The sequence below is a fragment of the Actinomadura sp. WMMB 499 genome (assembly GCF_008824145.1).
In the GTDB taxonomy this organism is placed as follows: Bacteria; Actinomycetota; Actinomycetes; order Streptosporangiales; family Streptosporangiaceae; genus Spirillospora.
The window spans coordinates 1124062-1148103 of record NZ_CP044407.1 but is presented as its reverse complement, the minus strand read 5'-3'; the positions used below and the strand labels follow the sequence as shown (position 1 = coordinate 1148103).

Genomic DNA, 24042 nt, shown 5'->3' with positions numbered 1-24042 from the left:
CTCAGTGGTCGCAGGGGGCCGATCCCGCGTGCCGGTGCGGCCCCTGGACGTCCGACACGTGCCGGGGACCGTGCGCGTCGTCGCAGTGGACGTCGTAGGCGGTCGCGGCCACGTGATCGACCTCGAGCGTCGTGTGCGTGATCCCGTACCAGGCCCGCAGGACCTCCTGCAGATCGCGCCGCACCGCGTGGCAGTCGCCCGCGCTGTCGACGAGCACGTGCGCCGACAGCGCCGGATAGCCGGAGCTGACCTCCCACACGTGCAGGTCGTGGACCTCCTCCACGCAGGGCCGCCGGGCCAGCCGGGCGCCCAGCTCGGACGGGTCGACGCCCGCGGGCGCCGCCTCCATCAGCACCCGGCCCGCGTCCCGCAGCAGCCCGTAGCCGGCCTTGAGCATCAGCGCCGCGACGACCAGCGACGCGATGGCGTCCGCCCGCGCGAACCCGGCCGTCCAGACCAGCAGGCCCGCGATCGCGGTGGCGATGAACGCGAACAGGTCGTTCAGGATGTGCTGGAACGCCCCCTCGATGTTCAGGCTGCTCCGGTTCGCTTTGCTGATCAGCCACGTCGCGACGAGGTTGACCACGACCCCGGCGAGCGCCGTGAAGAACACGAACTTCCCGTCGACCGAGGGCGGGTCGATGAGCCGGTGCACGCCCTCGTAGACGAAGTACACCGTGAGCAGGATCAGTGTCAGCCCGTTGAGCTGCGCCGACAGGATCTCCGTCCGCCGCAGCCCGTAGGTGTAGCCGCCCTTCGGCGGCCGCGCCGCGATCCGCATCGCGACCAGCGCGAGCGCGATCGCGAACGCGTCCGTCATCATGTGCGCCGCGTCGGTCATCAGGGCCAGCGACCCGGCGAGGATGCCGATGACCACCTCGACCGACATGTACGCCACGATCAGCGCGAGCGCCCCGCCGAGCAGCCGCCGGTCCGCGCTCGCGGAGATCCCGTGCCCGTGCCCGTGGCCGTGTTCCGGCCCGTGCCCGTGTTCCGGCCCGTGCTCCGCCGTCATGACCCGTCCTCCCCGTGGCTGACGTGCGCGAGCGCGAGGTCGAGCAGCATCCGCACGTGCGAGTCGTCCAGCCGGTAGTACGCCATCCGCCCGGCCCGCCGCACCTGGACGACCCGGCTGGCCCGCAGCAGCCGCAGGGCGTGCGACACCGCCGACTCCGAGTTCCCGCAGGACGCCGCGATGTCGCACACGCACATCTCGCCGCCCTCGAGCAGCGCCGTGAGCACGCGCAGCCGTCCCGGGTCGGACAGCAGCCCGAACACCTGCGCGAGCTCCCCGATCGTCGCCCCGTCCGGCAGCGCCCCCTTGACCAGGGACACCTTCTCCGGGTCGACGACCCGGACGGCGCATTCCCCGGCCACGACATCTGAAGAAGTGCTCATATGAGCAAATGTAGCGCACACTCTCCGGGGAGGGTCATACCCGCCCCGGCGACGCGGTGGCGGGTCAGCCGCCGGCGGCGAAGGCGCGCAGGTCGCGGCCCTCGAGGGCGGCGGCCATCAGGTCGGGGAACGCGTCCGGGGTGCAGGCGAACGCGGGCACGCCCAGCGCGGCGAGCGCCGCCGCGTTCGCGTGGTCGTGCGCGGGCGTCCCGTCGTCCGACAGCGCCAGCAGCACCACCACCCGCACCCCCGACGCCGTCAGCGCCGACACCCGGCGCAGCAGCTCGTCCCGTGAACCGCCCTCGAACAGGTCGCTGATCAGCACCAGCACCGTCGCCGACGGCCGGGTGATCAGCCGCTGGCAGTAGGCGAGCGCCCGGCCGATGTCGGTGCCGCCGCCGAGCTGCGTGCCGAACAGGACGTCCACCGGATCGTGCAGCCGCGCCGTCAGGTCCACCACGGAGGTGTCGAACGCCACCAGCGACGTCCGCAGCGACCGCAGCGACGCGAGCGCCGCGCCGAACACCCCGGCGAACACCACCGACGCCGCCATCGAGCCGCTCTGGTCGACGCACAGCACCACGTCCCGCAGCCCGGCCCGGCCCCGCCGCCCGTGCCCCACGAGCCGCTCCGGGACGAGCGTTCCCCGCTCCGGCAGGTAGTGCCGCAGGTTCGCGCGGACCGTCCGCTCCCAGTCGACGTCGGCGGCCCGCGCCGGACGGGCGGTGCGGGCGGACCGGTCGAGGGCCCGGCCGACCGCCGACCGGGTCCGCCGCGCGAGCCGCCGCTCCAGATCGCCCGCCACCCGCCGGACGACCGCCCGCGCCGACTCGCGCGCCCGGTCCGGCAGCACGGTGTTCAGCGACAGCAGCGTGCCCACGAGGTGCACGTCCGGCTCGACGGCGTCGAGCATCTCCGGCTCCAGCAGCAGCCGCGCCAGGTCGAGCCGCTCGATCGCGTCCCGCTGCATGATCTGGACGACCGTCGAGGGAAAGCACGCCCGGACGTCGCCGAGCCACCGCGCCACCGACGGCGCCGAGTCCCCGAGCCCGGCGCCGCGCCGTCCCGGCCGCGCCCGCCGCTCCCCGGAATCGCCGCCGTACAGCCGCTCCAGCGCCCCGTCCATCCGCCCGTCGTCCCCGGCGAGCACCGCGCCCGTCCCGTCGGCGGGCCCGCCCCCGAGCACCAGCCGCCAACGCCGCATCCGCTCGTCGTGCTCGGCCTGCTCGTCGCGCGCGCCGGTCATCCGCCCTCCCGCGAGTACGTCCGCGCCGCAGGACCACGGTGACGTGGGCCGGTCGTGGCGGTGCGGTCGGCGTGGGGCGGCTGTTCGCTGCGTGCGCCGATCACGGGACCCTCCCGGCCGTGGGAGCTGCGGACCGTCCGGGCGGGGGTGTCGTCGGTCACTCGGGGGCCTCCCAGCCGAGGATGGTGCGGACGGTCGCGGCGGCGGGGTCCGCGCGGGACGGGTCGATCCCGGTCGCGGACGCGCCGGCGCGGCCGGGGCGCGGGTCGTGCAGGCGGCGGGCGCGGGCGCCGATGGAGCGGCGCTCGGCGGCGGAGAAGGTGCCGAAGGTGCGGCGCAGCAGCGGCAGGACGTCGGGGAACGCGGCGGCGGGCAGGTCGGCGAGCCAGGTGTCGACGAGCCTGAGCAGGCTTTCGTCGTGCACGAGGATCAGCCCGCCGCCGGACAGTTCGCCGCCCGCGAGGAAACCCTCGATCCACGAGGCGGCGCGGACGGGCGGGACCCCGGCGGACACCGCGCGGGCCATCCGGCCTGGGGCGTCGGCGAGCCGGCCCGCGTCCAGCAGCAGCCGGGTGACGCGGCCCTCCACCAGGCCGTGCAGGCCGTCCGGGCGGGCGACGAGGCGGTCCAGCGCGCCGCGCCAGCGGTCGAGGCAGGCGTCGTCGGCGAGCAGGGCGAGGGCGCCGTGGACGGCGTCGACGCGGTCGAGGGCCGCGCGGGCGGCGTCCTCGTCCAGCCCGGACACCGCGGGTGCGAGGCCGACGCAGATCCGCACGACGAGGCCGTCGACCACGGCGCGGAGCCGGTCGCGGGACGTGCCGCGCACGTCGCCGTACCGGAGGGTGCGGACGAGCGCGGGCAGCGCCGCCATCAGGTGCAGGGCGCCGGCGTCGACGGCGGCGCGGTCGGCGAGCGCCCGCAGCACCGCGGGCAGCGCCTCCCCGAGGTCGGCGAGCAGGCAGCGTTCGGCGAGTCCGGTGAGCTCGGGCAGGTCCGCCGCGTCCGCCGCGAGGACCTCGGCGCGGACGGCCGCGGCGCCGCGCACGGTCGTCCCGTAGGCGCCCGCCTCGATCAGCGCGACGTCGAGCTCGGGCCGCCACTCGAGCGTCCACGTCTCCCGGAACGTTCCGGTCGAGCGGCCCCCGGCGGGGACGCCCCAGCCGACGTCGAGCAGCCGCAGCCGGTGCAGCAGCCGGCTGCGGTCGAGGTCGAAGGGGCGGCGCAGGTCGAGATCGCGGTCGCGGGGCCGGGGGGACGGCTTCAGCCGGAGGCGGCGCTGCTGCGCCCGCAGGTCGCGCTGCAGCGGGACCATCGGCGTCCGGGGCGGCACGGCGCCGAGCCGCTCGCCGACGACGAGGCGGTGCCGCAGCAGGTCGACGCGGGGTTCGGCGCCCTCGCACAGCACCGCGCGGGCCGCCTCGGTGACCTCGTCCAGCCCGGGCAGCGGACGGCCGCGCAGCGCGGCGAGCGACCCGGCGAGGCGCACCGCCTCGATCACCTGGGCGGGGGAGACGTGCAGGTCCTCGGCGCGCAGCACGCGGGCGGCACCGGCGAGCCACCGCTCGACGGGACGGTCGGGCGCGGTGAACAGGTGGTGGTACCAGCCGGGCGACGCGACGCCCGCGCCGTACCGGGAGTGCGCGGCGAGCCGGCCGTGCGTCCACGGCACCCAGGTCATCGCGACCCGGACCCGGTCGAGGCCGCGCAGCGTCCGGTCGTCGCGCGCGGCGGGGACGTCGGCGAGGACCGCGGGCGCGTGCCACGCGCCGCACACCACGGCGATCCGCTCGTGCCCGTCCTTGCGGGCGCGCCGCAGCGTCCGCCGCATGTACGCCTCGCGCCGCTCCTCCGCGCCGGACGGCGGGCCCGCGCGTTCCCGCAGTTCGGCCATCGCCTCGGTGATCGCCGGGAAGGGGGACGGGCCGCCGGCGCCGTCCCCGGCGGTCCCCCGGTGCTCGACGACGTCGTCCCACCAGCGTTCGGCGTCCGCGTGCCCGGCGGCGCGGGCGAGTTCGCCGAGCGGGTCCAGCCGCACGTCCCGTTCGTCCGGTCCCTCCGGGGACGCGGCGAACGTGACGGCGGCGGGCAGATCGCAGAAGCGGACGGTCAGGCCCGCGCCGACCCCGTACCGGATCGCCTGCCACTCGGGGCTGAACTCCGCGAACGGCCAGAACGCCGACCGGCGCCCCTCGCCGGACGGGTCCCCCGGCGAGTAAGCGAGCAGCGCGACCGGCGGGACCATCTCCGGGTCGCCCGCCAGGCCCACCAGCGCGTCCGCCTCCGGCGGGCCCTCGACCAGCACCGCGTCCGGCTTGAACTCCTCCAAGGCCGCGCGCAGCGCGCGCGCCGAACCGGGGCCGTGGTGCCTTACGCCGAACACCTCGACGGTCAAGACACCTCCCGGCACGCCCGGTAGAAGTCGTCCCAGCCGGGACGGTCGCGCACGACCGTCTCCAGGTACTCCTGCCAGGCGAGGCGGTCGGCCGCCGGATCCTGGACGACCGCGCCGACGATCCCGCCCGCGACGTCCGCCGCCCGCAGCACCCCGTCCCCGAAGTGCGCCGCCAGCGCCAGCCCGCCCGTCACGACCGAGATCGCCTCGGCGGTGCCGAGCGTCCCGCCGGGCGACTTCAGCCGGGTGCGGCCGTCGCCGGTCAGCCCGGACCGCAGCTCCCGGAACACCGTCACGACCCGCCGGATCTCCTCCAGGCCCGCCGGCGTCTCCGGCAGTTCCAGCCCCGCGCCGATCCGCGCGACCCGCCGCGCGACGATCTCGACCTCGTCCTCGATCGTGTCGGGCAGCGGCAGCACGACGGTGTTGAACCGGCGGCGCAGCGCGCTGGACGGCTCGTTCACGCCCCGGTCGCGGTCGTTCGCCGTCGCGATCACCGTGAACCCCCTGCGGGCCTGCACCTCCGTGCCGAGCTCCGGCACCGGCAGCGCCTTCTCCGACAGGATCGTGATCAGCGCGTCCTGGACGTCGCCGGGCATCCGGGTCAGCTCCTCGATCCGCGCGACCGCCCCGCGCCGCATCGCCCGCAGGACCGGGCTCTCCACCAGCGCCCGCTCCGACGGCCCCTCCGCCAGCAGCCGGGCGTAGTTCCACCCGTACCGGACGGCCTCCTCGGGCGTCCCCGCCGTGCCCTGCACCAGCAGCGTCGAGTCGCCGCTGATCGCCGCCGCGAGATGCTCCGACATCCAGGTCTTGGCCGTCCCCGGCACGCCGAGCAGCAGCAGCGCCCGGTCGGTCGCGAGCGTCGCCACCGCGACCTCGACGAGCCGCCGCGGACCCACGTACTTCGGGACGATCGACGTCCCGTCGGGCAGGTCGCCGCCGAGCAGGTAGACGGTGACGGCGTGCGGCGACAGCCGCCAGCCGGGCGGGCGCGGCCGCTCGTCGTGCTCGGCCAGCCGCGCCAGCTCCGCCGCGTGCTCCTGCTCCGCGTGCGGGCGCAGCACGGACTCGGGCGGCGCATCGGGCGGCGGCGCGCCGCGTCCGTTCGGGGGAGTGGTCAAGACAGCTCCTTCAACATCTCGTCGCGGAACCGCAGCGTGTCGATGAGGTCGGTGAGGGGGCGGGGGAGCGGACGCACCGGGTGCTCGGCCAGCCGGGCCGCGGCGGCCGGATCGAGCCGCAGGTCGGCGACCCGGCACAGCCGCGTCAGCGTGTGCTCGGCCGCGCGCGTCGGGCGGCCCGCCGCACTCGCCAGGATCGCGACGACGGCGGACGCGAGCGGCCCCGCCCACGGGCCCGGCACCCGCTCCAGCAGCCGCAGCGGGTCCCCGCGGTCCGGCACCCGCCGCACGAGCGCGGCCGCCGCCGCGTCCCGCTCGCCCTCGGGCAGGACGTCCAGCAGATCGGCGAGCGCCTCCGGTTCGTCGGCCACGGCACCCGCCTCGATCAGCGCGCGCGCCCACTCGGCGTCGCGCTGGTTCAGCGCGGCGCGGGCCCACCCGGTGTGCGGGTCCCCGGCGCCGCCCGGCACCGGGAGCCGCACGATCGCGGCGGGCGGCAGCCCGAACGCGGACGTCCAGGTGGACAGCGGCGTCCGGGCGAGGATCTCGCGCAGCCACGCCACCCGCGTCCCCACCGGCCCGTTCCCCGGGCGCGGCGCGAACGACCCGCCGGGATGGAACGGGACGCCGTCGCGCGCGAGGCCCGCGTCGTGCTCGCCCGGCGCCTCCACCTCGATCCACGCCCCGCCCGTCTCCGGCGCGTGCGCGGCCGGCCCCGCCGGGGCCGCGGCGTCCGGCGGGCTTCCCGGTCCGCGTGCGGGCGGCGCCCCGGCGGCCGGCGCCGTCGGGTTCGGGTGCGGCGGCGGTGTTCCCGCGCCCGCCGAGCCCGGCCGGTCCCGCTCGGGGGCGGTCGCGGCCGCTCCGGGCGGGGGGCCGGTCCGCCGGATCAGGCACGCGCGGGCGCGCTCCGCCATCCGGTCGCCGTACGCGGCGCCGGGCAGCCGGGCGAGCAGGTCGGCCGCGAGCTGCCGGACGTCCTTGCCCCGGTCGTCCAGCGCGGCCTCGAGGAACTCCTCGTCGGCCAGGGACAGGCCCCACGCGAACGTCCCGAGGAACGCGGCCCGGTCCGGCGCGGGCTCGCGGTCCCACGTCTCGCGCAGCAGCTCCCGCGCCGCCGCCGGATCCGCGCCGCGCAGCCCCGACAGGTACGCGACGCGGCGGTGCCGGGTGCCGCTCCGCCACGCCTCCGCGCCCGCGGGGTCGTCGCCCGACCGGACGGGCCCCGCCCCGACCAGGTACGCCCAGTCGGTGTTCTGCAGCGCCAGCCACATGCCGCGCCGCCCGGCGGCCCGCGCGATCGACGGCCGCAGCATCCGGTCGCTGCGTCCCCGCTCCAGCAGCGCGGGCAGCAGCCGCGGCGGCACCCGCAGGCCCCGGCCGGCGGCCGCGTCCAGCCACTCGGGCAGCACCCGGATCTGCTCCCCGGCGAGGATCCGCGCGAGCCGCGCCGCCGCCGCGTCCGGCACCGCCGGGTCGTGCTCCACGGGCGCCGGGGCGACCGGCACCAGGCCGCCGGACGGGACGGGCGCGAACCCCGCGCGCCACCGGACGGTCAGCAGCGCGGCCTGATCGAGCAGCCGCCCGGCCGCGCCGTCCCCGCCCCGGTCCCCGTCGGGCTCCCCGGCCGGCTCCCCGTTCAGGGCGGGCGGGTCGCGGCGCTCGGTCCCGAGCAGCGCCGCCGTCACATGCTCGTCCCACGCGCTCACCGCACCCCTCTCAACGGCCCCGCTCACAGCGCCTCCTCACAGGCCCCTCACAGCGGCACCGCACCCTCGCTCTCGTGCCAGACGGCGAGCGGCCGCAGCCCGCGGGGCGTCCACTCGCCCGCCAGCACGACCGGTTCGCCGCCCGCCACGGCCAGCAGCGTCCACGGCGCGGGCCCGCGCAGCGGGAGCGCCCCGCCCGCAGCGTCGACCGCGAAGAGCGCGCCCGCCGCGTCGCGCGCGAGCCGCACCCCGGTGAGCGTCGCGGGATACCGGTCCAGCCACGGATCGCGGGCCACGGCGGCGGCGTGCTCGTCGAGGAACTCCCGGACGCCGCCGCCCGGCGGGGCGCCCGGCCCCGGCCCGTCCGCCGCGCGGCGCTCGGCGACGAGGGCGCGCAGCGGGAGGGCACCGGGGTAGAAGGCCAGCTCGGCGTCGAGCCGCGTGCCGGCCGGCGGCGCGGGGCCGGGCGCGTCGCCGGGCCCGGTGAACGTCAGCAGCAGCGCGGGGCGCCCCGTCCGCTCGCCGCGCAGCCACACGCGGCGCGCGGTGAGGACGTCCTGCGCGGAGTCGCGCGTCCCGATCACCCACCAGCGGTCGCGGACGCGCTCGCCGTCGCGCAGCACGCCGTCCCGCGCTACCGGGAACCCCACGCGCGCCCGGACCGTGCCGCGCAGCCCCGCGGGCAGCGCGTCCCGCCGCCGGTGCGCGCGGACGAGCAGCCGCAGCAGCGCGTACTCCGCCAGCAGCCGGCCGGGCCAGCCGGGCTCCCGGGGGACGCCCGCGAGCGCCCGCACCCGCGCCGCGAGCGCGCCCGCCTGCGCGTCGACGAGCCGCCGGGCGGCGTCGTCCCACAGCCGGTAGGGGGCCCGCTCGGCGCGCGCGAGCCCGTGCGCGACCTGGTCGCGCAGCCACCGGTCCAGCTCGGCGAGGCCGTCGTCGACCCGCCGCCCCCGCCGCTCGCCCGTCCCGAGGTCCCTCACGAACCCGAAAATACCGCCGGGGTCCGACATTCTCCGGGGCGCTGACTCCCGGTCAGGCGCGGCGTCGGTTGCGCCCGGCGGTGGGCCGGGAGCGGTGCCGGGTCCGGCGGAGCCGGGCCTTGCGCTTGCGGTGGTACTTCGCGCGATCGAGCTTCGTGTCGGCCATGCACCATCGTGGTCCGTTCCCGCCCCGGCGGCGACCCCGCTGTCCGCTTCCGGACCGCGGATCCCGCTCCGGCCCGGTCCGCGCCCGGCCCGGTCAGGCGCCCGGCAGGGTGGGCAGGTCGGGCAGGGACAGGTCGGACGGGACGAGCAGCGCGGCGCCCGCGACGAGCGCGGCCAGCGCGACCGCGCCGAACAGCGTCACCCACGCCCCGCCGGGGACCCCGGTCAGGTGCGCGAGCTGGTCGGCGTCCGAGGTCGGCGCCATCCGCCGCGACCGCATCCGCTGCAGCTCGACCACCGGGCGGGTCGCGGCCAGCAGCAGGAATGACGCGGCGAGGTAGGCGAACCCGGCCTGCACCTCGGCCGACCCGAACCACGACACGGCGAACACCAGCGCGCCCGTCCCGACCACCGACAGCACCCCGTAGGCGTTGCGGATCATGACCAGCATCGCCGCGAGCAGCGCCAGCGTGAACCACAGCATCAGCGTGATCCGGTCGGCCGCCAGCAGCACCGCGAACAGCAGCCCGAGCAGGGGCGGCGCGACGTAACCGGCGAACGCCGTGAACACCATGCCGGGGCCGTGCGGCTTGCCCCGCGACACCGTCACCCCGGAGGTGTCGGAATGCAGCTTGATGCCGTCCAGCTTCCGCCCGGTGACGAGCGCGGCGAGCGCGTGCCCGCCCTCGTGCGCGATCGTCACCGTGTTGCGCGCGACCCGCCAGGTGGGGCCGTGCAGGACCGTTCCGAGCGCGACCGCGCCGACGAGCGCGACCAGCCACCACGGCGGGTCGGGCTGCGTCCCCGTCAGGCGGTCCCACAGGTCGGCGATGCTTGCGTTCTCCACGTCCACCCCGGATTCCTCGTCGCGATGCCCAACAGTAGGACGTCGCGGACAAGGTTCGCGTTCGGTTCCGGGACCCGGAACGGTGACGTCGCCGGCGAATGTGAGACATGTCATGCACCGGCCCCCGCAACCCGGCGCGCCGCTCCATCCCGGCAGGCCGGGAGATGTGGGGATCCGTTCCGGTACGACCCTCGCAACCGTTATGGTGCCCACCCGTACGGGGGTGCGCCACGCCACCGGCTCCCCGGGGACGGACCGGTGGCGCGACGAGAGGGTGACGGGGAATCGGGCGACCGCTCGCCCGCGCCGACGGGGAAGCCGCGCGGCACCAGATCACCGTGACGGCCCGCACCGGTCTCCGGGGTGTCCCTTCCGGCCGGGACGGACGGGACCGGCGGGACGACCTGGGCTCCGGAGGCAACCGTTGGCGGGGAACCGGCGTCCGAGTCTCGAAATGTCCGGCAGGGCCGACCGGTGAGCACGGGGCACTGATCGCGGGGAGCAGGGGATGACGGAGAGCGGCGGGGTCGACCCGGACGCGCTGGCGGGACGGTTCGCGCAGATGTTCGGCGCGCTGGCGGGGAACGTCGAACGGGTCGTGCGCGGCAAGCGGGACCGGGTGGAGCTGGCGCTGACGTGCCTGCTCGCCGAGGGGCACCTGCTGGTCGAGGACGTCCCGGGCGTGGGCAAGACGACGCTCGCGCGGGCGGTCTCGGCGTCGGTCGAGGCGGAGTGGGCGCGGATCCAGTTCACGCCCGACCTGCTGCCCAGCGACATCACCGGGGTGTCGATCTTCAACCAGGGGAAGAACGCGTTCGAGTTCCACCCCGGGCCGATCTTCGCGAACATCGCGGTCGCGGACGAGATCAACCGCGGCTCGCCGAAGACGCAGTCGGCGCTCCTGGAGGTCATGGAGGAGCGGCGGGTCACCGTGGAGGGACGGCCGCATCCGGTGCCGCGCCCGTTCATGGTCGTGGCGACGCAGAACCCCGTGGACATGGACGGGACGTACCCGCTGCCGGAGGCGCAGCTCGACCGGTTCCTCATGCGGATCTCGATGGGGTACCCCGACCACCGGGCCGAGGTCGAGATGCTCGCGGGCGCCCCGACGGGCGCGATGCTCGACCGGCTGCCGGCCGTCATGGGCCGCGACGACCTCGCCCGCATGATCGACTTCGCGCGGCGGCTGCACGTCGCGCCGCCGCTGCACGACTACGTGGTGCGGGTCGTCTCGGCCACGCGCGGCCATCCGGACCTGCGGCTCGGCGCGAGCCCGCGGGCGAGCATCGCGCTGCTGGGCGCGGCGCGCGTGCGCGCGGCGGCGGCGGGACGCTCGTACGTGGTGCCCGAGGACGTGAAGGCCCTCGCGGCGCCGGTCATCGCGCACCGGCTCGTCGTGACGCCGGAGGCGGAGCTGCGCGGGCGCGGCGCCGCGGACGTCGTGGCCGAGGCGCTCGCGAACGTGCCGACGCCGCAGGCCGCCGGTGTGTGACGGGGGCGGGCATGCGTGACGGGCGGGATGTGCGCGACGGGCGGGGGCCGGCGTGCTGACACCGCTGGGCCGGGGCACGGCGGCCGCGTCGGCCGTCCTCTACGCGGCGGGCTGGTGGCTGGGGTATCCCGAGCCGGCCGCGCTCGCGGTCGCGGGGCTGGCGGCGGTGGCGGCGGCCGCGGTGTGGACGCTGCCGCGGCCGAAGCTCGAGGTGCGGCGGGAGATCGCGCCCGCGAAGGTCGGCCGCGGCGAGCCCGCCACCGGGATCCTGCACGTGACGAGCGCGGGCCGCGGCGTGCGGGGCCTCACCGCGCGGGACGCGGCGGGCGCGGCGGAGATCGCGGTGGACGTCCCGCGCCTGCGGGCGGGCGCGACCCGCACGGTGTCGTACGCGCTGCCCACGGACCGGCGGGGCCGGATCCCGGTGGGCCCGCTGCGGCTGGTGCGCGCCGATCCGCTGCGGCTGGCGCGGCGCGTCCGCGCGTACGGGGAGCCGGGGACGCTGCTGGTGCGGCCCCGGACGGTCGTGCTGCCGCCGCTGCCGTCGGGCCGCGCGCACCATCTGGAGGGCCCGACGAGCGACCGGTCCCCGGCGGGGACGGCGACGTTCCACGCGCTGCGCGAGTACGTGATCGGGGACGAGCTGCGGCACGTGCACTGGAAGTCGTCGGCCCGGACGGGGACGCTGATGGTGCGGCAGCTCGTGGACGCGAGCCTGCCGACGACCACGGTGGTGCTGGAGGCGCGCCCGGACCGCTGGGCGGAGCCGGACGACTTCGAGCTGGCGGTCGACGCGGCGGCGAGCGTCGCGGCGGGGGCCGCCGCGGCGGGCTTCCCGGTGAAGGTGCTGACGGGGAACGGGCCGGTCGCCGAGACGCGGGGAGGCCCGGGTGACGTGGAGGAGATCCTGGACCGGCTCACGGGCGTCGCGGTGCGGGAGTGCCCGCAGTCGACGATCGACGTGGTGCGCCGTGTGCGCGCGGGCGGATCGCTGATCGTCGTCGCTCCGGGCGATGCCGAGACGGCCCGGATCGCCGCGGTGCGGCGCCGCTTCGACCGGGTGGTGGTGCTGCGCGTGCGCCCGGACGGCCCCGCGCCCGCGCCGCCGGGCGTCCTGGTCGCCGACCTCGCCGAGCTGGACGGCCTCGCGGAGACGTGGCGGCGCCTGGGGAGCACCCGATGACCCCCGTCGCCCGCTACGGGTCGCTCGCCGTCACGGCCGCGCTGGCCGCGCTCGCGGGCCTGGCGTTCAACCGGGTGTTCGGGTACGGGCCGGTCGTCCCGGTGGCCGCCGTCGCGGCGATCGTCCCGACGCTGCTCAGCGGCCTGCTGTCGGGTCCCCGCAGGAAGGGGCGCCCGTGGCCGCTGTGGACGTCGCTGGTGCTGACGCTGGTGGCCTGGGCGGGGACGACCGCGCTCACCGTGCTCCGCCCGGCGCTTGGCGCGGGCACGCTGCCGCAGGTGCTGCGGGACGGCGTGCTGAGCGGCTGGAAGGAGATCCTGACCACGCTGCTGCCCGCCCCCGCCGAGCCGCGCCTGCTGGTGCTGGTCAACGTCCTGGTGTGGCTGGCGGCCTTCGGGGCCGCCGAGCTGGCGCTGCGCACGTCGCAGCGCGCGCTGCCGTGCGTCCCGGCCCTGGCGGCGTGGACGGTCGCGCTGCTGCTCGGCGTGGACGGCCCGGGGACGAACGTGCCGCTCGCCGCCGGGACCGTCGGGCTGATCGCGGTGCTCGTCCTGATCCGCTCCGCCGACCCCGACGCGGGACCGGCGTGGCGCCCGCTCGCGCTCGGGGTGCCGTGCGCCGGGGTCCTCGGCGTCCTGGCGTACCTGGTCGCGCCGGTCGTGCCGGTCGGCGCCGACCCGTACGACCCGCGCGAGCAGGTGCAGGCCCCGCCGCCGCAGCAGCGCGACGGCGTCAGCCCGCTCGACCGCGTCGGCGGCTGGCTGCTGCGGCCCGACCAGGTCCTGTTCACGGTGGAGTCGAGCCGCACGGAGATCGAGCGGCTCGCCGTCCTCGAGGCGTTCGACGGGGTCACGTGGTCGTCGACGGCGCGGTTCGTCCCGACCGGGAGCCGCGTCCCGGCGGGACCGGAGCGCCCCCGCACGCACACGACGACGCAGCGGATCACGGTCCGCGACCTGCCCGGCGTGTGGGTTCCGGCGCCCGACCGGCCGCGCCGCGTCGAGGGCCTGCCCGTCGTCGCCGACCCCGCCGCCGGGACGCTCGCCGCCGCGGAGCCGCTGCGGTCCGGGCAGTCGTACACGGTCACTTCGGTCGTCCCGGAGTGGACGGCCGAGGACCTCGAGGGCGCGTCGGCCGCCCGGGACGCCGCGGCCCGCGCGGCCCTCGAACTGCCGTGGGGGCCGGGCGCCACGGAGGCGCCCGTGCAGCTCGCCGAGTTCAAGCGGTTCGCGGAGGCGGCGACGCAGGGCGCGACGACGGACGTCCAGAAGGCGGCGATGCTCGCCGAGTACCTCAAGGGCTACGCGAAGTACGACGTGACCGCCGCTCCCGGTCACGGCTACCGGCAGATCGACTACTTCCTCGCCGAGGGGCGGCGCGGGACGCCCGAGCACTTCGCCGCCGCCTACGCGCTGCTCGCCCGCTCCGTCGGGCTGCCCTGCCGGGTCGTCGTCGGGTTCGCCGGCGGGCAGCGCGCCGGCGACACCGTGCAGGTGCGGGCGGGTGACGTGATGGTGTGGCCCGAGGTCGGGTTCGAGGAACTCGGCTGGGTGCGGTTCAACCCGCTGCCCGACGACGCGCGCCGCTCGAAGGACGGCGACGCGGTCGCGGCGGGGGAGTCGGCCGCGAAGCTGGAGCAGGCGCAGAAGAGCGCGGCGACCCGGCGGCAGGGGGACGGACCGGGCGAGCAGCCCGAGCGGCAGCGGGGGGCCCCCGTGCCGGCGGAACCGACGCCCTGGTGGGTGTTCGCGTCGATCGGCGGGGCCGCGCTCGTCCTCGCCTACCTCCTCGCCGTCCTGCTCGCGCCCACGCTCCGCACCCGCCGCAGGCGCGCGGGCCCGCCCGCCGCGCGGATCGCGGGCGCGTGGCGGCAGGCCCTCGACCATCTCGCCGACGCGGGGCTCGGCGCCTCCCGCACCCTCACCGCGCAGGAGGTGGCGCGCTTCGGCGCGGCCGCCGTCGGGGAGCGCGCCGGCGGGGAGCTGGTCCCGCTCGCCGACCTCGTCGACCGCACCCGCTTCGCGCCGTCCCCGCCCGACGCGGCCGCCGCCGACCGCGCCTGGCGGCACACCGACGCGGTGGGCCGGCTGGTCACCGCGAAGGCCGGCCGGCTGCGCCGGCTCCGCCGCCGCCTCCACCCCCGCTCCCTCACCGGCCGCGAGTAGGCTCGGCCGCGTGCGCACACCGACGACGCCCCGTCCCGTCCGGGTCCCGGGGCCGGACGACCTGGACCGCGCGTGGCGGGCCGTGTCGCGGCGGCTCGCCCCCACGCCGCTGGTGCCGTCGGGGCTCGCGCCGGGCGCGCTGCTGAAGCTCGAGACGTTCCAGCCGACCGGCGCGTTCAAGGTGCGCGGCGCGCTCGCGGCCGTGGCCGCGCTGCCCGCCGGGGAGCCCGCCGTCACCGCGAGCGCCGGCAACCACGGGCTCGGCATGGCGTTCGCGGCGGCCGAGACCGGCGCGGACGTCACCGTGGTGGTGTCCACCCGCGCGTCGCGGGCGAAGGTCGACCGGATCGGCGGCTTCCCGGTGCGGCTCGTCCAGCACGGGACGACCTACGACGAGGCCGAGGCGCACGCGCTCACCCTGCCCGGCCGGTACGTCTCGCCGTACAACGACCCGGCGGTCATCGCGGGGCAGGGGACGATCGGGCGCGAACTCGACGCGCAGGCCGAGGGCCCGCTGACGGTCGTCGCCCCGGTGGGCGGCGGCGGGCTCGCGGCCGGGCTGTGCCTGTGGGCCCGCGGGCGCGGCGACGTCCGGATCGTCGGCGTGGAGTCGGCGGTGTCGCGCGGCGTGTCGGCGTCGGTGGAGGCCGGGCGCGTCGTGGACGTGCCGGTCGGGGACACCGTCGCCGACGGCCTGCCGGGCAACCTGGAGCCCGGCTGCGTGACGCCCGGCCTGATCCGGGGCGCCGACCTGACGGCCGTCACCGACGCGGAGATCCGCACGGCGCTGCGCTGGCTGCTGCGCGAGCACGGGCTCGTCGCCGAGGGCGCGGGCGCCGCCGGGATCGCCGCCGTCCTCGCCGGACGGGTCGAGATCGCCGGACGCGCGGTCGTCGTGGTGTCCGGACGCAACATCACGATCCCCGCCTACACGGCCGCACTCGGCACCGGAAACGGCGACTAAACCCGTCAACGCCGTCCGAATCCGGCCATTACCCCCGCTCTCCGGCGGAACCCGCTACGGTGTCGCGTGATCGGGGAAGGTGATCACGGGTGGGTGCTGGCTCCGTCTTGTTCGCGCGCGACCGGCTGACGGGGCAGATCGCCGTCGGCCTCGTCGGGGTGGTCGTGGTCGCCGCCGTCGTCTACGGGGTGGGCGTGGCGAGCGCGAAGTACGACCTCGCCGACGTCGGCGCGTGGCTGTCCGCGCGGACGAAGGGACTGGTCGTCCACGTCAACGGCCCGGCGGGCAAGGTCGACGGCAAGGCGCCCCTCCCCGCGGGGACCCGCGGCAACCGCGTCAAGGTGATCCAGGACGGGACCACCGTCCTCATCGTCGACCAGGAGACCGGCGTCGTCAGCCGCCTCGACCCGTCCCAGCTGAAGATCGCCGGCAGCAACTCGCTCGGCCCCGGGATCCAGGTGCTCGCGCAGGGCGGCCGCGCCTACACGGTCGACTCGGTGAACGGCGGCGTGCAGCAGCTCGACGCGATCACCCTCCAGCCCGCCGGCGAGCCCGCCCGGCTCGACCCCGTCCTCGGCCAGGCCGGGGTAGGGGCGACCGGCGAGCTGTGGGTGCCGGTCGCGGCCAACGGCCAGGTCGCCGGGTACCGGGACGGGCGCCTGCGCGAACCCGTCGGCGTCGGCGAGCCCGGCGACGACCTCACGCTCACGATCGCCGGCGGCACCCCCGTCGTGATCGACTCGACCGCCGCGACCGCCACGGTCGTCGAGCCGTCCGGGAAGCGGCTGACGGTCTCGCTGCCGTCGAGCGTCCGGCAGGCCGGACGCGGCGGCGTGCTCGCCCCCGCGACCGCCGACGGCAAGACCGTCCCGATGCTGGTGCCCGGCACCGGATCCCTGGTCACCCTCGACACCGCCACCGGCCGCCACTCCAGCACGCGCCTCCAGATGCCCCGGCACCGGTACCGGGCGCCGCAGATCCTCGGGACGAAGGTCTACATCCCGGACGAGACCGCGGGCGCGCTGATCGTCTACGACTCGGCCGCCGGACGGTTCGAGAAGCCGGTCCGGGTCGGCCGTCCGGCTTCGCCCCTCGAGGTGTTCGTCAAGGACGGCCTGCTGTGGGCGAACGACCCGGACGGCCCGGGCGCCGTCGTCATCGACCGGCAGGGCCAGGCCAAGGCGGTCGACAAGTACCGGGAGAAGGTCGCGGGCGGCGAACGGAATCGCGAGATCCCGACGCCCGGCACCGGCGGAGCGCCCCCGGTCCCCGGCGCGCCCGCCCGCCGCGGCCAGGACCCGGCGAACCCCGCGAACCCGACGGCCCCGCAGGTCCCGGGCGCGCCCACCGTCCCGACCAACGTCACGGTCACACCGGGCGACGGGACGATGCAGATCTCGTTCCAGCCCTCGCAGGGCGAACGCATCACGGGGTACGCCCTCAAGGACGTCCCGGCCGGCCTGTCCGCGGCTCCGGCCGCCATCGCGCCGGACGCTCCGCAGCGCACGTTCACGGTGACCGGCGGCGACTGCGGCCGGGAGTACCGGTTCCGCGTCGCCGTCCAGTACACCGACGCCCAGGGCAACGCCCGCGAACAGCTCTCGGCCGCCAGCGACCCCGTGCGCCCATGCGTCACCCCCGGCGCCCCGACGAACGTCGCCGCGCAGGCCGGTTCGTCCGGCACGGCGGTGTCGTGGGCCGCCCCGGCAGGGGCGGCGCCACGCAGTACAAGGTCGAGTGGGACGGCCCCGTGACGGGTTCGACGACCGTCACCGGAACCTCGACCACCCTCACCGACGTGTGGACGAACGGCACCTACACGTTCACGGTCACCGCCCTGAACGCCGCCGCCTCCGGCTCCGGAACCACGATCAGCGCCGCGTTGGAGGGGCCGACGAGAGCGCATAAAATCATCATCAACGGTAATTCCGATGCCTACATCAGGGCCACGCCGACCGGCTCCAGTGCACCCGAGGTCGCAAGGATTTTCGGCAACGGCGCTGGCGTCACGGTGCTCTGCCAGGTGAAGGGCTCCCATATCGCCCACCCCGAAGACGACAATTACGCTGGCAATACCTACACGAAGGTCACCTACCAGGGAAAAACCGGCTACATGGCCGGTTGGCTGGTCGACACCTACACATCCGGAAATTGGGATGTGCTCGCGGGGCCGCCGATCTGGGAGTGCGCGAGCTGACCGAAACGGGGACGGGGCGGTCCGTCAGGTTCCGGTGCCCTGGCCCTGTTCGCGGACGCACGCGACCTTCGACCACGACACGTCCGGTGAGGCGCCCTGGTTGACGCGGATCACGGCGCCGACCCGGAAGCAGTTGGTGTCGGGCAGCAGCGGGGACACGGTCGTCCTCGTCGATCCGGGTTCGACCGACTTGATCGGCTCCGACCCGGCCGGGTCCCGCTGGACCAGCAGCGGCAGCTTCTGCGCCGCCGGGGGCAGCTTCCAGGCCAGCAGCGCCCCGTTCCCGGTCGCCTTGGTCGCAAGGTCCTGCGGACGGGCGGCGGCGATCTGCTCGGCGGTGACGGGCTCCAGCGGCGCGGACGGTGCCGCGGCCGGGGGCTCGCCGTCGCCGCCACCGGCGGACGGGCGGTTCTCGTACGGGTGCTCGCCGCCGGAGGCCACGAGCGCGCCGATGCCCAGGGCGAGCCCGCCGACGAGCGCGACGCACACGGCGACGATCAGCCCGCGGGACGGCCCGTCGTGGGGGCCCGTGTGCGGTGCGGCGGGCGGCGCCGCCGGGGCCGGACCGTGGGGGCGGCCTGGAGCGGCGGCGGAGCCGTCTCGTAGGTCGGGTGGGGCTTGGTGGTGCCGTGCGCGGGGAGTGCGCGGCGTTCGCGTGCCAGGGGATGTGTCGGCCGTGGCGCCCGGAGCCTGCGCGGCGGCGGGTGCCATCGGAAGCGGGCGCGGGTTCGCGGGGCCGTGGGTGGTGGGGGCCCACTCCGGGACGGGCGGCGGGCCGGAGGCGTCGGGGAACGAGAGGCGCCCGCCCGGCGCCCCCATCGACGGGCCGGACGACGAGCCCGTCCCGCCCGTGCCGGAGAACGGTGCGGGCCCTCCGCCGGTGTGCGGCAGCGTCGACGCGCCGCCGAACGCCAGGTCGGTGACCGGCAGCCCCAGCCGGGCCTGCGCGGACTGCAGGGCCTGCGCGAACTCGACCGCGCTCGCGTACCGCTGCTCGGGCGTCTTCGCCATCGCCCGTCCGATGACCTCCTGTACCTCCCGGGGCACGTCGGGACGGGGGATCGCGGGCGGCGGCTCGTTCATGATGCGCATCATCAGGTACCCGATGCCCTCGCCGGGCGGGCCCTTGAACGCGGGCCGGTCGGCGAGCAGCTGGTACAGGGTCGAGCCGAGCGAGTAGATGTCGGCGCCGACGCCCGGCTGCCCGCCCTGGAGGATCTCGGGCGCGGCGTGGTGCGGGGTGAACGCCTGCGTGTGGGTGGCGTCGAAGGAGTCGACCAGCCCGGCGATGCCGAAGTCGGCGAGCGCGGGCTCGCCGTACCGGGACAGCAGGACGTTCTGCGGTTTGACGTCGCGGTGCAGGACGTCCGTCTCGTGGGTGGCGGCGAGCGCGCCCGCCATCTTCACCCCGACGCGCAGCACCTCGGCGACGCCGAGCGCGCCCTCCCTGGCGAGCCTGTCGGAGAGCGCGCCGTGCTCGAAGTACTCCATCGCGATGTAGGGGCGGCCGGAGCGGGTGGTGCCGGTGTCGAGCACGGTCACGATGTTGGGGTGGCCGGACAGCCTCCCGGTGATCTTGCATTCGCGCTGGAAGCGCCGCATCGCGGCCTCGTCGACGGCGCTGACCGACAGCACCTTGAGGGCCACCGTCCGGTCGAGGCGCTCCTGGTTCGCGCGGTACACGACGCTGAAGCCGCCCTCGCCGACCTGTTCCAGCACCCGGTAGCCCGGAACGTCCTCGGTCATGCGGCAGCGATCCTTCTCGGTTGCGTTCACCGCGGCGGGGGCGCGGACGTCCGGGGCGTCCCCCGGAGCCCCCAGGGTAGTACGGAGACCGGGGACCAGGGGGACGAAACGGACGGGAGTGATCTCGCCCCGGAGGCGCACGGTCGCGGCCGTCCGTGCGACTCGTCCTGAAATGGTGCGACATATTCTCTGGCCTTCGTCAGCGTTCTGCCAATTCGGGTCCGCGCAGATCCGCGCGCCCCATAACCTCGGGGGTTCGCGAAACGGGAAGAGCATGGAGCGGAGTGGCGCGCCGTGATGGAAGACCTGATGGCGAATCCGGAGGCGGAGACACCGGCGGCGAGATCGGCTTATGGCGATCTTGTCCGAATGGCGTATTTCGTACTTCCGGGCCGGGGAAAGCGCGTCTACCGCCTGGCGGTCGCCCGGCGGATCGTGGACGGCACCGCGCGCGGCGCGCGCGACCGTTCGGCGGCCGGGCTCGCCCGCCGCCGCACGCGGGTGCTGCGCCGCGCGATGCGGCCGCCCCGCCGCCTGCAGATCGGGCTCGGTCCGTGGCTGCGCGCGCTGCCCGCCCGGCTGCCCGACCCCGCGCAGACCGTCGCCCTCGCCAAGCTCGAACCCGGCGTCCGCGTCGCCTACGTGCTCCTGCGCATCGAGGGGCTGCCGCGCTTCGCCGTCCGCGACCAGCTCATCGAGCTGCGCGTGCGCCGCCCCTGGCAGGTGATCGAGGCGGCCGAGGCCGTCGAGGTCCCGCCCTCCCGGCGGCCCGCGCGGTTCGAGCCGGTGCCGGTCCGGCCCGTCCGCAGCCGCTCGGTGCTGCCGCTGGTGACCGCCGCCGCGCTCACCGCCGTCCTGGTCGGCGCGCTGGTGGTCACCGAACGGGCGCCGGCGCCGGCCGTCCCCGGCCCGCCGCTGCGGCTCGTCACCGCCGCGCCGGACGCCTGGCGCACCGCCCGCACCCTGGACGCCTGGCCCGCGCGCGGCGACCTCCTGCGGGACGAGGCGTTCCTGCGGGAGGCCGCGACCGCGTGGGCGGCGGAGACGGGCGCGGACCGGCCCGGCGACGTCGCCCGGCTGCTCTACGCGGGACGCGCCGGGGGGCGGCCCCTCGCGGTGATGCGCAGCGGCGCCCTGCTCGCCCGCTACACCCCCGCCGGGCTCGACGTCGTCCCCGCCGGCACCGGCCCCGACGCCCCGATCGCGCTGCCCGGCGGCCGCTGGCTGCTCGCCCCCTGGGAGCCCGCGCCCGAGACCCTCGACGGCGCCGCCCTGCCCGCCCCCGGCGGCGTCACCGGACGCGTCGCGCCCGCCACGCCCTGCGGGCGCGGCCCGCTGTTCCACGTCGGCTCCCGCACCGTCGGTGACCTCGGCGGGCCGCGCGCGTCCGTCCTGGCCCACCACGCGCCCGACCGGCGGACCTCCGCCGCGGCGGCACCGGAACGGCTCGGCCCGGACGGCCGCGGGTTCTGGAACCGGCTCGGCTGCCTCACCGCCGACCGGGAACGGCCGGTCGCCGAGGCGGTCGCGCGGGACTTCTGGTCCGGACGGCTGCCGCGCGGCGGCGGCCGCGCCGACTGGGTGTGCACCCGCCTGACGTTCGCCGACGGGACCGGCTCGTCCGAGGCGACGCTCCTGGCGGGGGACGGACCGCACCGGACGGGCGCGTGCGACGTCCGGCGCCCGGTGAGCGGCACGTGGTGGACGGCACCGGACGGCGCCCGCCGCTACCTCGCCGCCGCCGGGCGCGGCCTCGCCCCGCACGTCGGGGACGGGCTGCGCAGCCGCACGGAACGGCGGCTGCTCGTCGGGACCTCGCCGGACCCCGGCGGCCCCGTCCGGGTGACGGCCCGCGACCGCTGACCCGCGTCAGGACGCGCTTACGCCGATGGTGCACACTGGGAGGGACCGAACGAGATTCAGCGAAGGGGTCGCGATGGGCAAGGGTCCACTCTCCGGAGTGCGGGTGATCGAGCTGGCCGGGATCGGGCCGGGCCCGTTCGCCGCGATGCTGCTGGCCGACCTCGGCGCCGAGGTCATCCGGGTGGAGCGCGCCTCCGCCGTCGGCGCCGGGATGGCCACCGACTTCACCAACCGCGGCAAGCGGTCCGTCGCGGTCGACCTCAAGTCCGAGCGGGGCCGCGACGTCGTCCTCCGCCTCGTCGAGAAGGCCGACGCCCTCCTCGAGGGGTTCCGGCCCGGCGTCACCGAGCGCCTCGGCATCGGCCCCGACGACTGCCTCGCCCGCAACCCCGCCCTCGTCTACGGCCGGATGACCGGCTGGGGGCAGGAGGGCCCGCTCGCGCGGAGCGCGGGCCACGACATCGGGTACATCGCGGTCACCGGCGCCCTGCACGCCATCGGCCGCGCGGGCGGCCCGCCGCAGGTCCCGATGAACCTCCTCGGCGACTTTGCCGGCGGCAGCATGTACCTGGTGGTCGGCATGCTGTCGGCGCTGCTGGAGTCCCGGACGAGCGGCCGCGGCCAGGTCGTCGACGCCGCCATCGTCGACGGCACCGCGCACCTGTCCACGTTCATCCACGGCTTCCTCGCGGGCGGCGTCTGGGAGGACCGCCGCGGCGTCAACATGCTCGACACCGGGGCCCCCTGGTACGACGTCTACGAGACCGCCGACGGGAAGCACATGGCGGTCGGCGCGATCGAGCCGCAGTTCTACGCCGAGTTCGTCCGCCTCCTCGGGGTCGAGGGCGAGGACCTCCCCGGCCAGCACGACAAGGACCGCTGGCCCGACCTCCGCGACCGGTTCGCCACCGCGTTCAAGGCCCGCACCCGCGACGAGTGGGCCGAGGTCTTCCTGCCGTCCGACGCCTGCGTCGCGCCCGTCCTGTCGCTGAAAGAGGCGAAGGACCACCCGTACAACACGTCCCGCGACGTCTTCCCGGAGCTCGGCGGCCGCCGCCAGCCCGCCCCGGCGCCCCGCTTCTCCCGGACGGCCGCCGGGACCGACGGCGTCCCCGTCCTGCCCGGCGGACAGACCCGCGACGTCCTCACCGACCTCGGCTTCGACGACGTCGACGCCCTCATCGAGTCCGGCACCGTCGCCCAGGCGTGACCCGTGTCGGCGCCCGGCGGCCCAAGGGGCCGCCGGGCTCGGCGTGTCAGCCGCCTCACCACCGGGAACGGGTGTTCGCCGGCGTCGACGCCGCCGAGCTGCCCCGCGTCGCGGCGGTCGCGGCGCGCCGGCCGGAGCCGACCGCCGAGGACACCTACCTCGACGGCCTCCGCGCCCTGGTGAACGGGCTGGTGGAGGCCGGTTAGAGCCCGAGCCGCTTCGCGACGATCTCGTTCATGATCTCGCTGGTGCCGCCGCCGATGCCGAGGATGCGCGCGTCCCGGTAGTGCCGCTCGACCTCCGACTCCCGCATGTACCCCATGCCGCCGTGCAGCTGCACGGCCTCGTGCACCACGTGCTCGCAGGCGTAGACGGCCGTGTTCTTCGCGTACGCGGTCTCGGTCAGGACGTCCTCGCCCGCCGCGTACCGTTCGGAGACCGACCGCGTGTAGGCGCGGGCGACGTCGACCTGCCGGGCCATCTCGGCGATCTTGTGCCGGACGAGCTGCCGCGACGACAGCGGACGCCCGAACGTCTCGCGCTCGCGCACCCACCCGAGCGTGAGGTCGAGGCACCGTTGCGCCGTCGCGTACGCCTGCACGGCCAGCGACAGCCGCTCGGCCACGAAGTTCTGCACGATCTGCACGAACCCGGTGCCCTCCGCGCCGACCAGGTTCGCCGCCGGCACCCGCACGTCGTCGAACGACAGCTCGGCCGTGTCGGAGCAGAGCCAGCCCATCTTCCGCAGCGGCTTCGACACGCCGAACCCCGCCGTGCCCTTCTCGATGACCAGCAGCGAGAGGCCCTCGAACCCCGGGCCGCCGGTCCGGACGGCCGTCGTGACGAAGTCGGCCCGCACGCCGGAGGTGATGAACAGCTTCGCGCCGTTCACCACGTACGCGTCGCCGTCCCGCACGGCCGTCGTGCGGATCCCCGCGACGTCGGAGCCGGTGCCGGGCTCGGTGATGCCGAGCGCGCCGATCCGCTCCCCGGCCAGCACCGGCCGCGCGAACCGTCCGATGAGGTCCGCGTCGCCGGACGCGATGATGTGCGGCAGCGCGATCCCGTGCGTGAACAGGGACGCGACGAGCCCGCTCGACCCGCCCGCCCGGATGATCTCCTCGGTCACCACCAGCGGATCGAGGACGTCCCCGCCCGATCCGCCCGCCGCCTCCGGGAACCCGGCGCCGAGCAGCCCCGCTCCCGCCGCCCGCGCGTGCAGGCCGCGCGGCAGCTCCCCGGCGTCCTCCCACTCCGCCAGGTTCGGGACGATCTCCTTGGCGGTGAAGTCGCGGACGAGCTCGCGCAGCGCCGTGCGTTCGGGGGTGTTCCAGATGCTCAACGCGCCTCCAACCGTTAGAACC

The 24042-nt window shown here is 76.7% G+C and carries 19 protein-coding genes; 9 read left to right on the top strand and 10 right to left on the bottom strand.

Translation table 11 applies throughout. The features are described from left to right. Position 1 precedes the first annotated feature (1 nt). From F7P10_RS04830 to F7P10_RS04795, 8 genes are all read right to left on the bottom strand, one after another. The gene (locus F7P10_RS04830) at positions 2–1015 is read right to left on the bottom strand and encodes a cation diffusion facilitator family transporter (RefSeq protein ID WP_151008254.1); all 1014 of its coding nucleotides are present in this window, start codon (positions 1013–1015) and stop codon (positions 2–4) included. Then, positions 1012–1398, bottom strand: coding sequence for a helix-turn-helix transcriptional regulator (locus F7P10_RS04825; protein WP_151008253.1), 387 nt, complete (start codon positions 1396–1398; stop codon positions 1012–1014). The genes F7P10_RS04830 and F7P10_RS04825 overlap by 4 nt, the downstream gene beginning before the upstream one ends. 64 nt (positions 1399–1462) lie before the next feature. Next, positions 1463–2644, bottom strand: coding sequence for a VWA domain-containing protein (locus tag F7P10_RS04820; protein ID WP_254716403.1), 1182 nt, complete (start codon positions 2642–2644; stop codon positions 1463–1465). Between the two features lie 157 nt (positions 2645–2801). Next, on the bottom strand, positions 2802–5036 hold the full coding sequence (locus tag F7P10_RS04815; protein ID WP_254716402.1) for a DUF5682 family protein: 2235 nt from the start codon (positions 5034–5036) through the stop codon (positions 2802–2804). Next, entirely contained in the window at positions 5033–6160 is a 1128-nt protein-coding gene (locus F7P10_RS04810) for an AAA family ATPase (protein ID WP_151008251.1), read from the bottom strand. Before F7P10_RS04810 ends, F7P10_RS04815 begins: the two co-directional genes overlap by 4 nt. Continuing rightward, positions 6157–7893 carry a DUF5691 domain-containing protein gene (locus F7P10_RS04805; protein ID WP_151008250.1) on the bottom strand — a complete coding sequence of 579 codons (1737 nt, stop codon included), beginning with the start codon at positions 7891–7893 and terminating at the stop codon, positions 6157–6159. Before F7P10_RS04805 ends, F7P10_RS04810 begins: the two co-directional genes overlap by 4 nt. A gap of 20 nt (positions 7894–7913) precedes the next feature. Further along, positions 7914–8846 carry an SWIM zinc finger family protein gene (locus F7P10_RS04800; RefSeq protein ID WP_151008249.1) on the bottom strand — a complete coding sequence of 311 codons (933 nt, stop codon included), beginning with the start codon at positions 8844–8846 and terminating at the stop codon, positions 7914–7916. A gap of 259 nt (positions 8847–9105) precedes the next feature. Then, positions 9106–9864 (bottom strand): M50 family metallopeptidase, encoded by a 759-nt coding sequence (locus tag F7P10_RS04795; protein ID WP_254716401.1) that lies wholly within the window; start codon positions 9862–9864, stop codon positions 9106–9108. A 502-nt stretch (positions 9865–10366) separates the two neighbouring features. On the opposite strand from F7P10_RS04795, the gene F7P10_RS04790 reads away from it, so the two are divergent. From F7P10_RS04790 to F7P10_RS04765, 6 genes are all read left to right on the top strand, one after another. After that, complete coding sequence (locus F7P10_RS04790; RefSeq protein WP_151008247.1) at positions 10367–11350, top strand: MoxR family ATPase; 984 nt, start codon at positions 10367–10369, stop codon at positions 11348–11350. A gap of 52 nt (positions 11351–11402) precedes the next feature. After that, positions 11403–12533 carry a DUF58 domain-containing protein gene (locus tag F7P10_RS04785; protein ID WP_176611300.1) on the top strand — a complete coding sequence of 377 codons (1131 nt, stop codon included), beginning with the start codon at positions 11403–11405 and terminating at the stop codon, positions 12531–12533. Beyond that, positions 12530–14698 carry a DUF3488 and transglutaminase-like domain-containing protein gene (locus F7P10_RS04780; RefSeq protein WP_151008246.1) on the top strand — a complete coding sequence of 723 codons (2169 nt, stop codon included), beginning with the start codon at positions 12530–12532 and terminating at the stop codon, positions 14696–14698. The genes F7P10_RS04785 and F7P10_RS04780 overlap by 4 nt, the downstream gene beginning before the upstream one ends. 10 nt (positions 14699–14708) lie before the next feature. Then, positions 14709–15662, top strand: coding sequence for a threonine/serine dehydratase (locus F7P10_RS04775; protein WP_176611299.1), 954 nt, complete (start codon positions 14709–14711; stop codon positions 15660–15662). An 89-nt stretch (positions 15663–15751) separates the two neighbouring features. Next, entirely contained in the window at positions 15752–17416 is a 1665-nt protein-coding gene (locus tag F7P10_RS04770; protein WP_151008245.1) for a hypothetical protein, read from the top strand. After that, the gene (locus tag F7P10_RS04765; RefSeq protein ID WP_151008244.1) at positions 17413–17859 is read left to right on the top strand and encodes a hypothetical protein; all 447 of its coding nucleotides are present in this window, start codon (positions 17413–17415) and stop codon (positions 17857–17859) included. Before F7P10_RS04770 ends, F7P10_RS04765 begins: the two co-directional genes overlap by 4 nt. A 24-nt stretch (positions 17860–17883) precedes the next feature. Here F7P10_RS04765 and F7P10_RS04760 read toward each other — a convergent pair whose 3' ends face one another. Next, on the bottom strand, positions 17884–19605 hold the full coding sequence (locus F7P10_RS04760; RefSeq protein ID WP_176611298.1) for a serine/threonine-protein kinase: 1722 nt from the start codon (positions 19603–19605) through the stop codon (positions 17884–17886). Positions 19606–19974: 369 nt separating this feature from the next. On the opposite strand from F7P10_RS04760, the gene F7P10_RS04755 reads away from it, so the two are divergent. The 3 genes from F7P10_RS04755 to F7P10_RS04745 all read left to right on the top strand — a co-directional run bounded on the left by F7P10_RS04755 (position 19975) and on the right by F7P10_RS04745 (position 22884). Further along, positions 19975–21468 (top strand): hypothetical protein, encoded by a 1494-nt coding sequence (locus tag F7P10_RS04755; protein ID WP_151008242.1) that lies wholly within the window; start codon positions 19975–19977, stop codon positions 21466–21468. A gap of 73 nt (positions 21469–21541) precedes the next feature. Then, a complete protein-coding gene (locus F7P10_RS04750; RefSeq protein ID WP_151008241.1) occupies positions 21542–22678 on the top strand; it encodes a CaiB/BaiF CoA-transferase family protein in 1137 nt (378 codons plus the stop codon). Continuing rightward, positions 22675–22884 (top strand): hypothetical protein, encoded by a 210-nt coding sequence (locus F7P10_RS04745; protein WP_151008240.1) that lies wholly within the window; start codon positions 22675–22677, stop codon positions 22882–22884. Before F7P10_RS04750 ends, F7P10_RS04745 begins: the two co-directional genes overlap by 4 nt. Here F7P10_RS04745 and F7P10_RS04740 read toward each other — a convergent pair. Continuing rightward, the gene (locus F7P10_RS04740; protein WP_151008239.1) at positions 22881–24020 is read right to left on the bottom strand and encodes an acyl-CoA dehydrogenase family protein; all 1140 of its coding nucleotides are present in this window, start codon (positions 24018–24020) and stop codon (positions 22881–22883) included. The two genes, F7P10_RS04745 and F7P10_RS04740, sit on opposite strands and share 4 nt — an antisense overlap. Positions 24021–24042 lie beyond the last annotated feature (22 nt).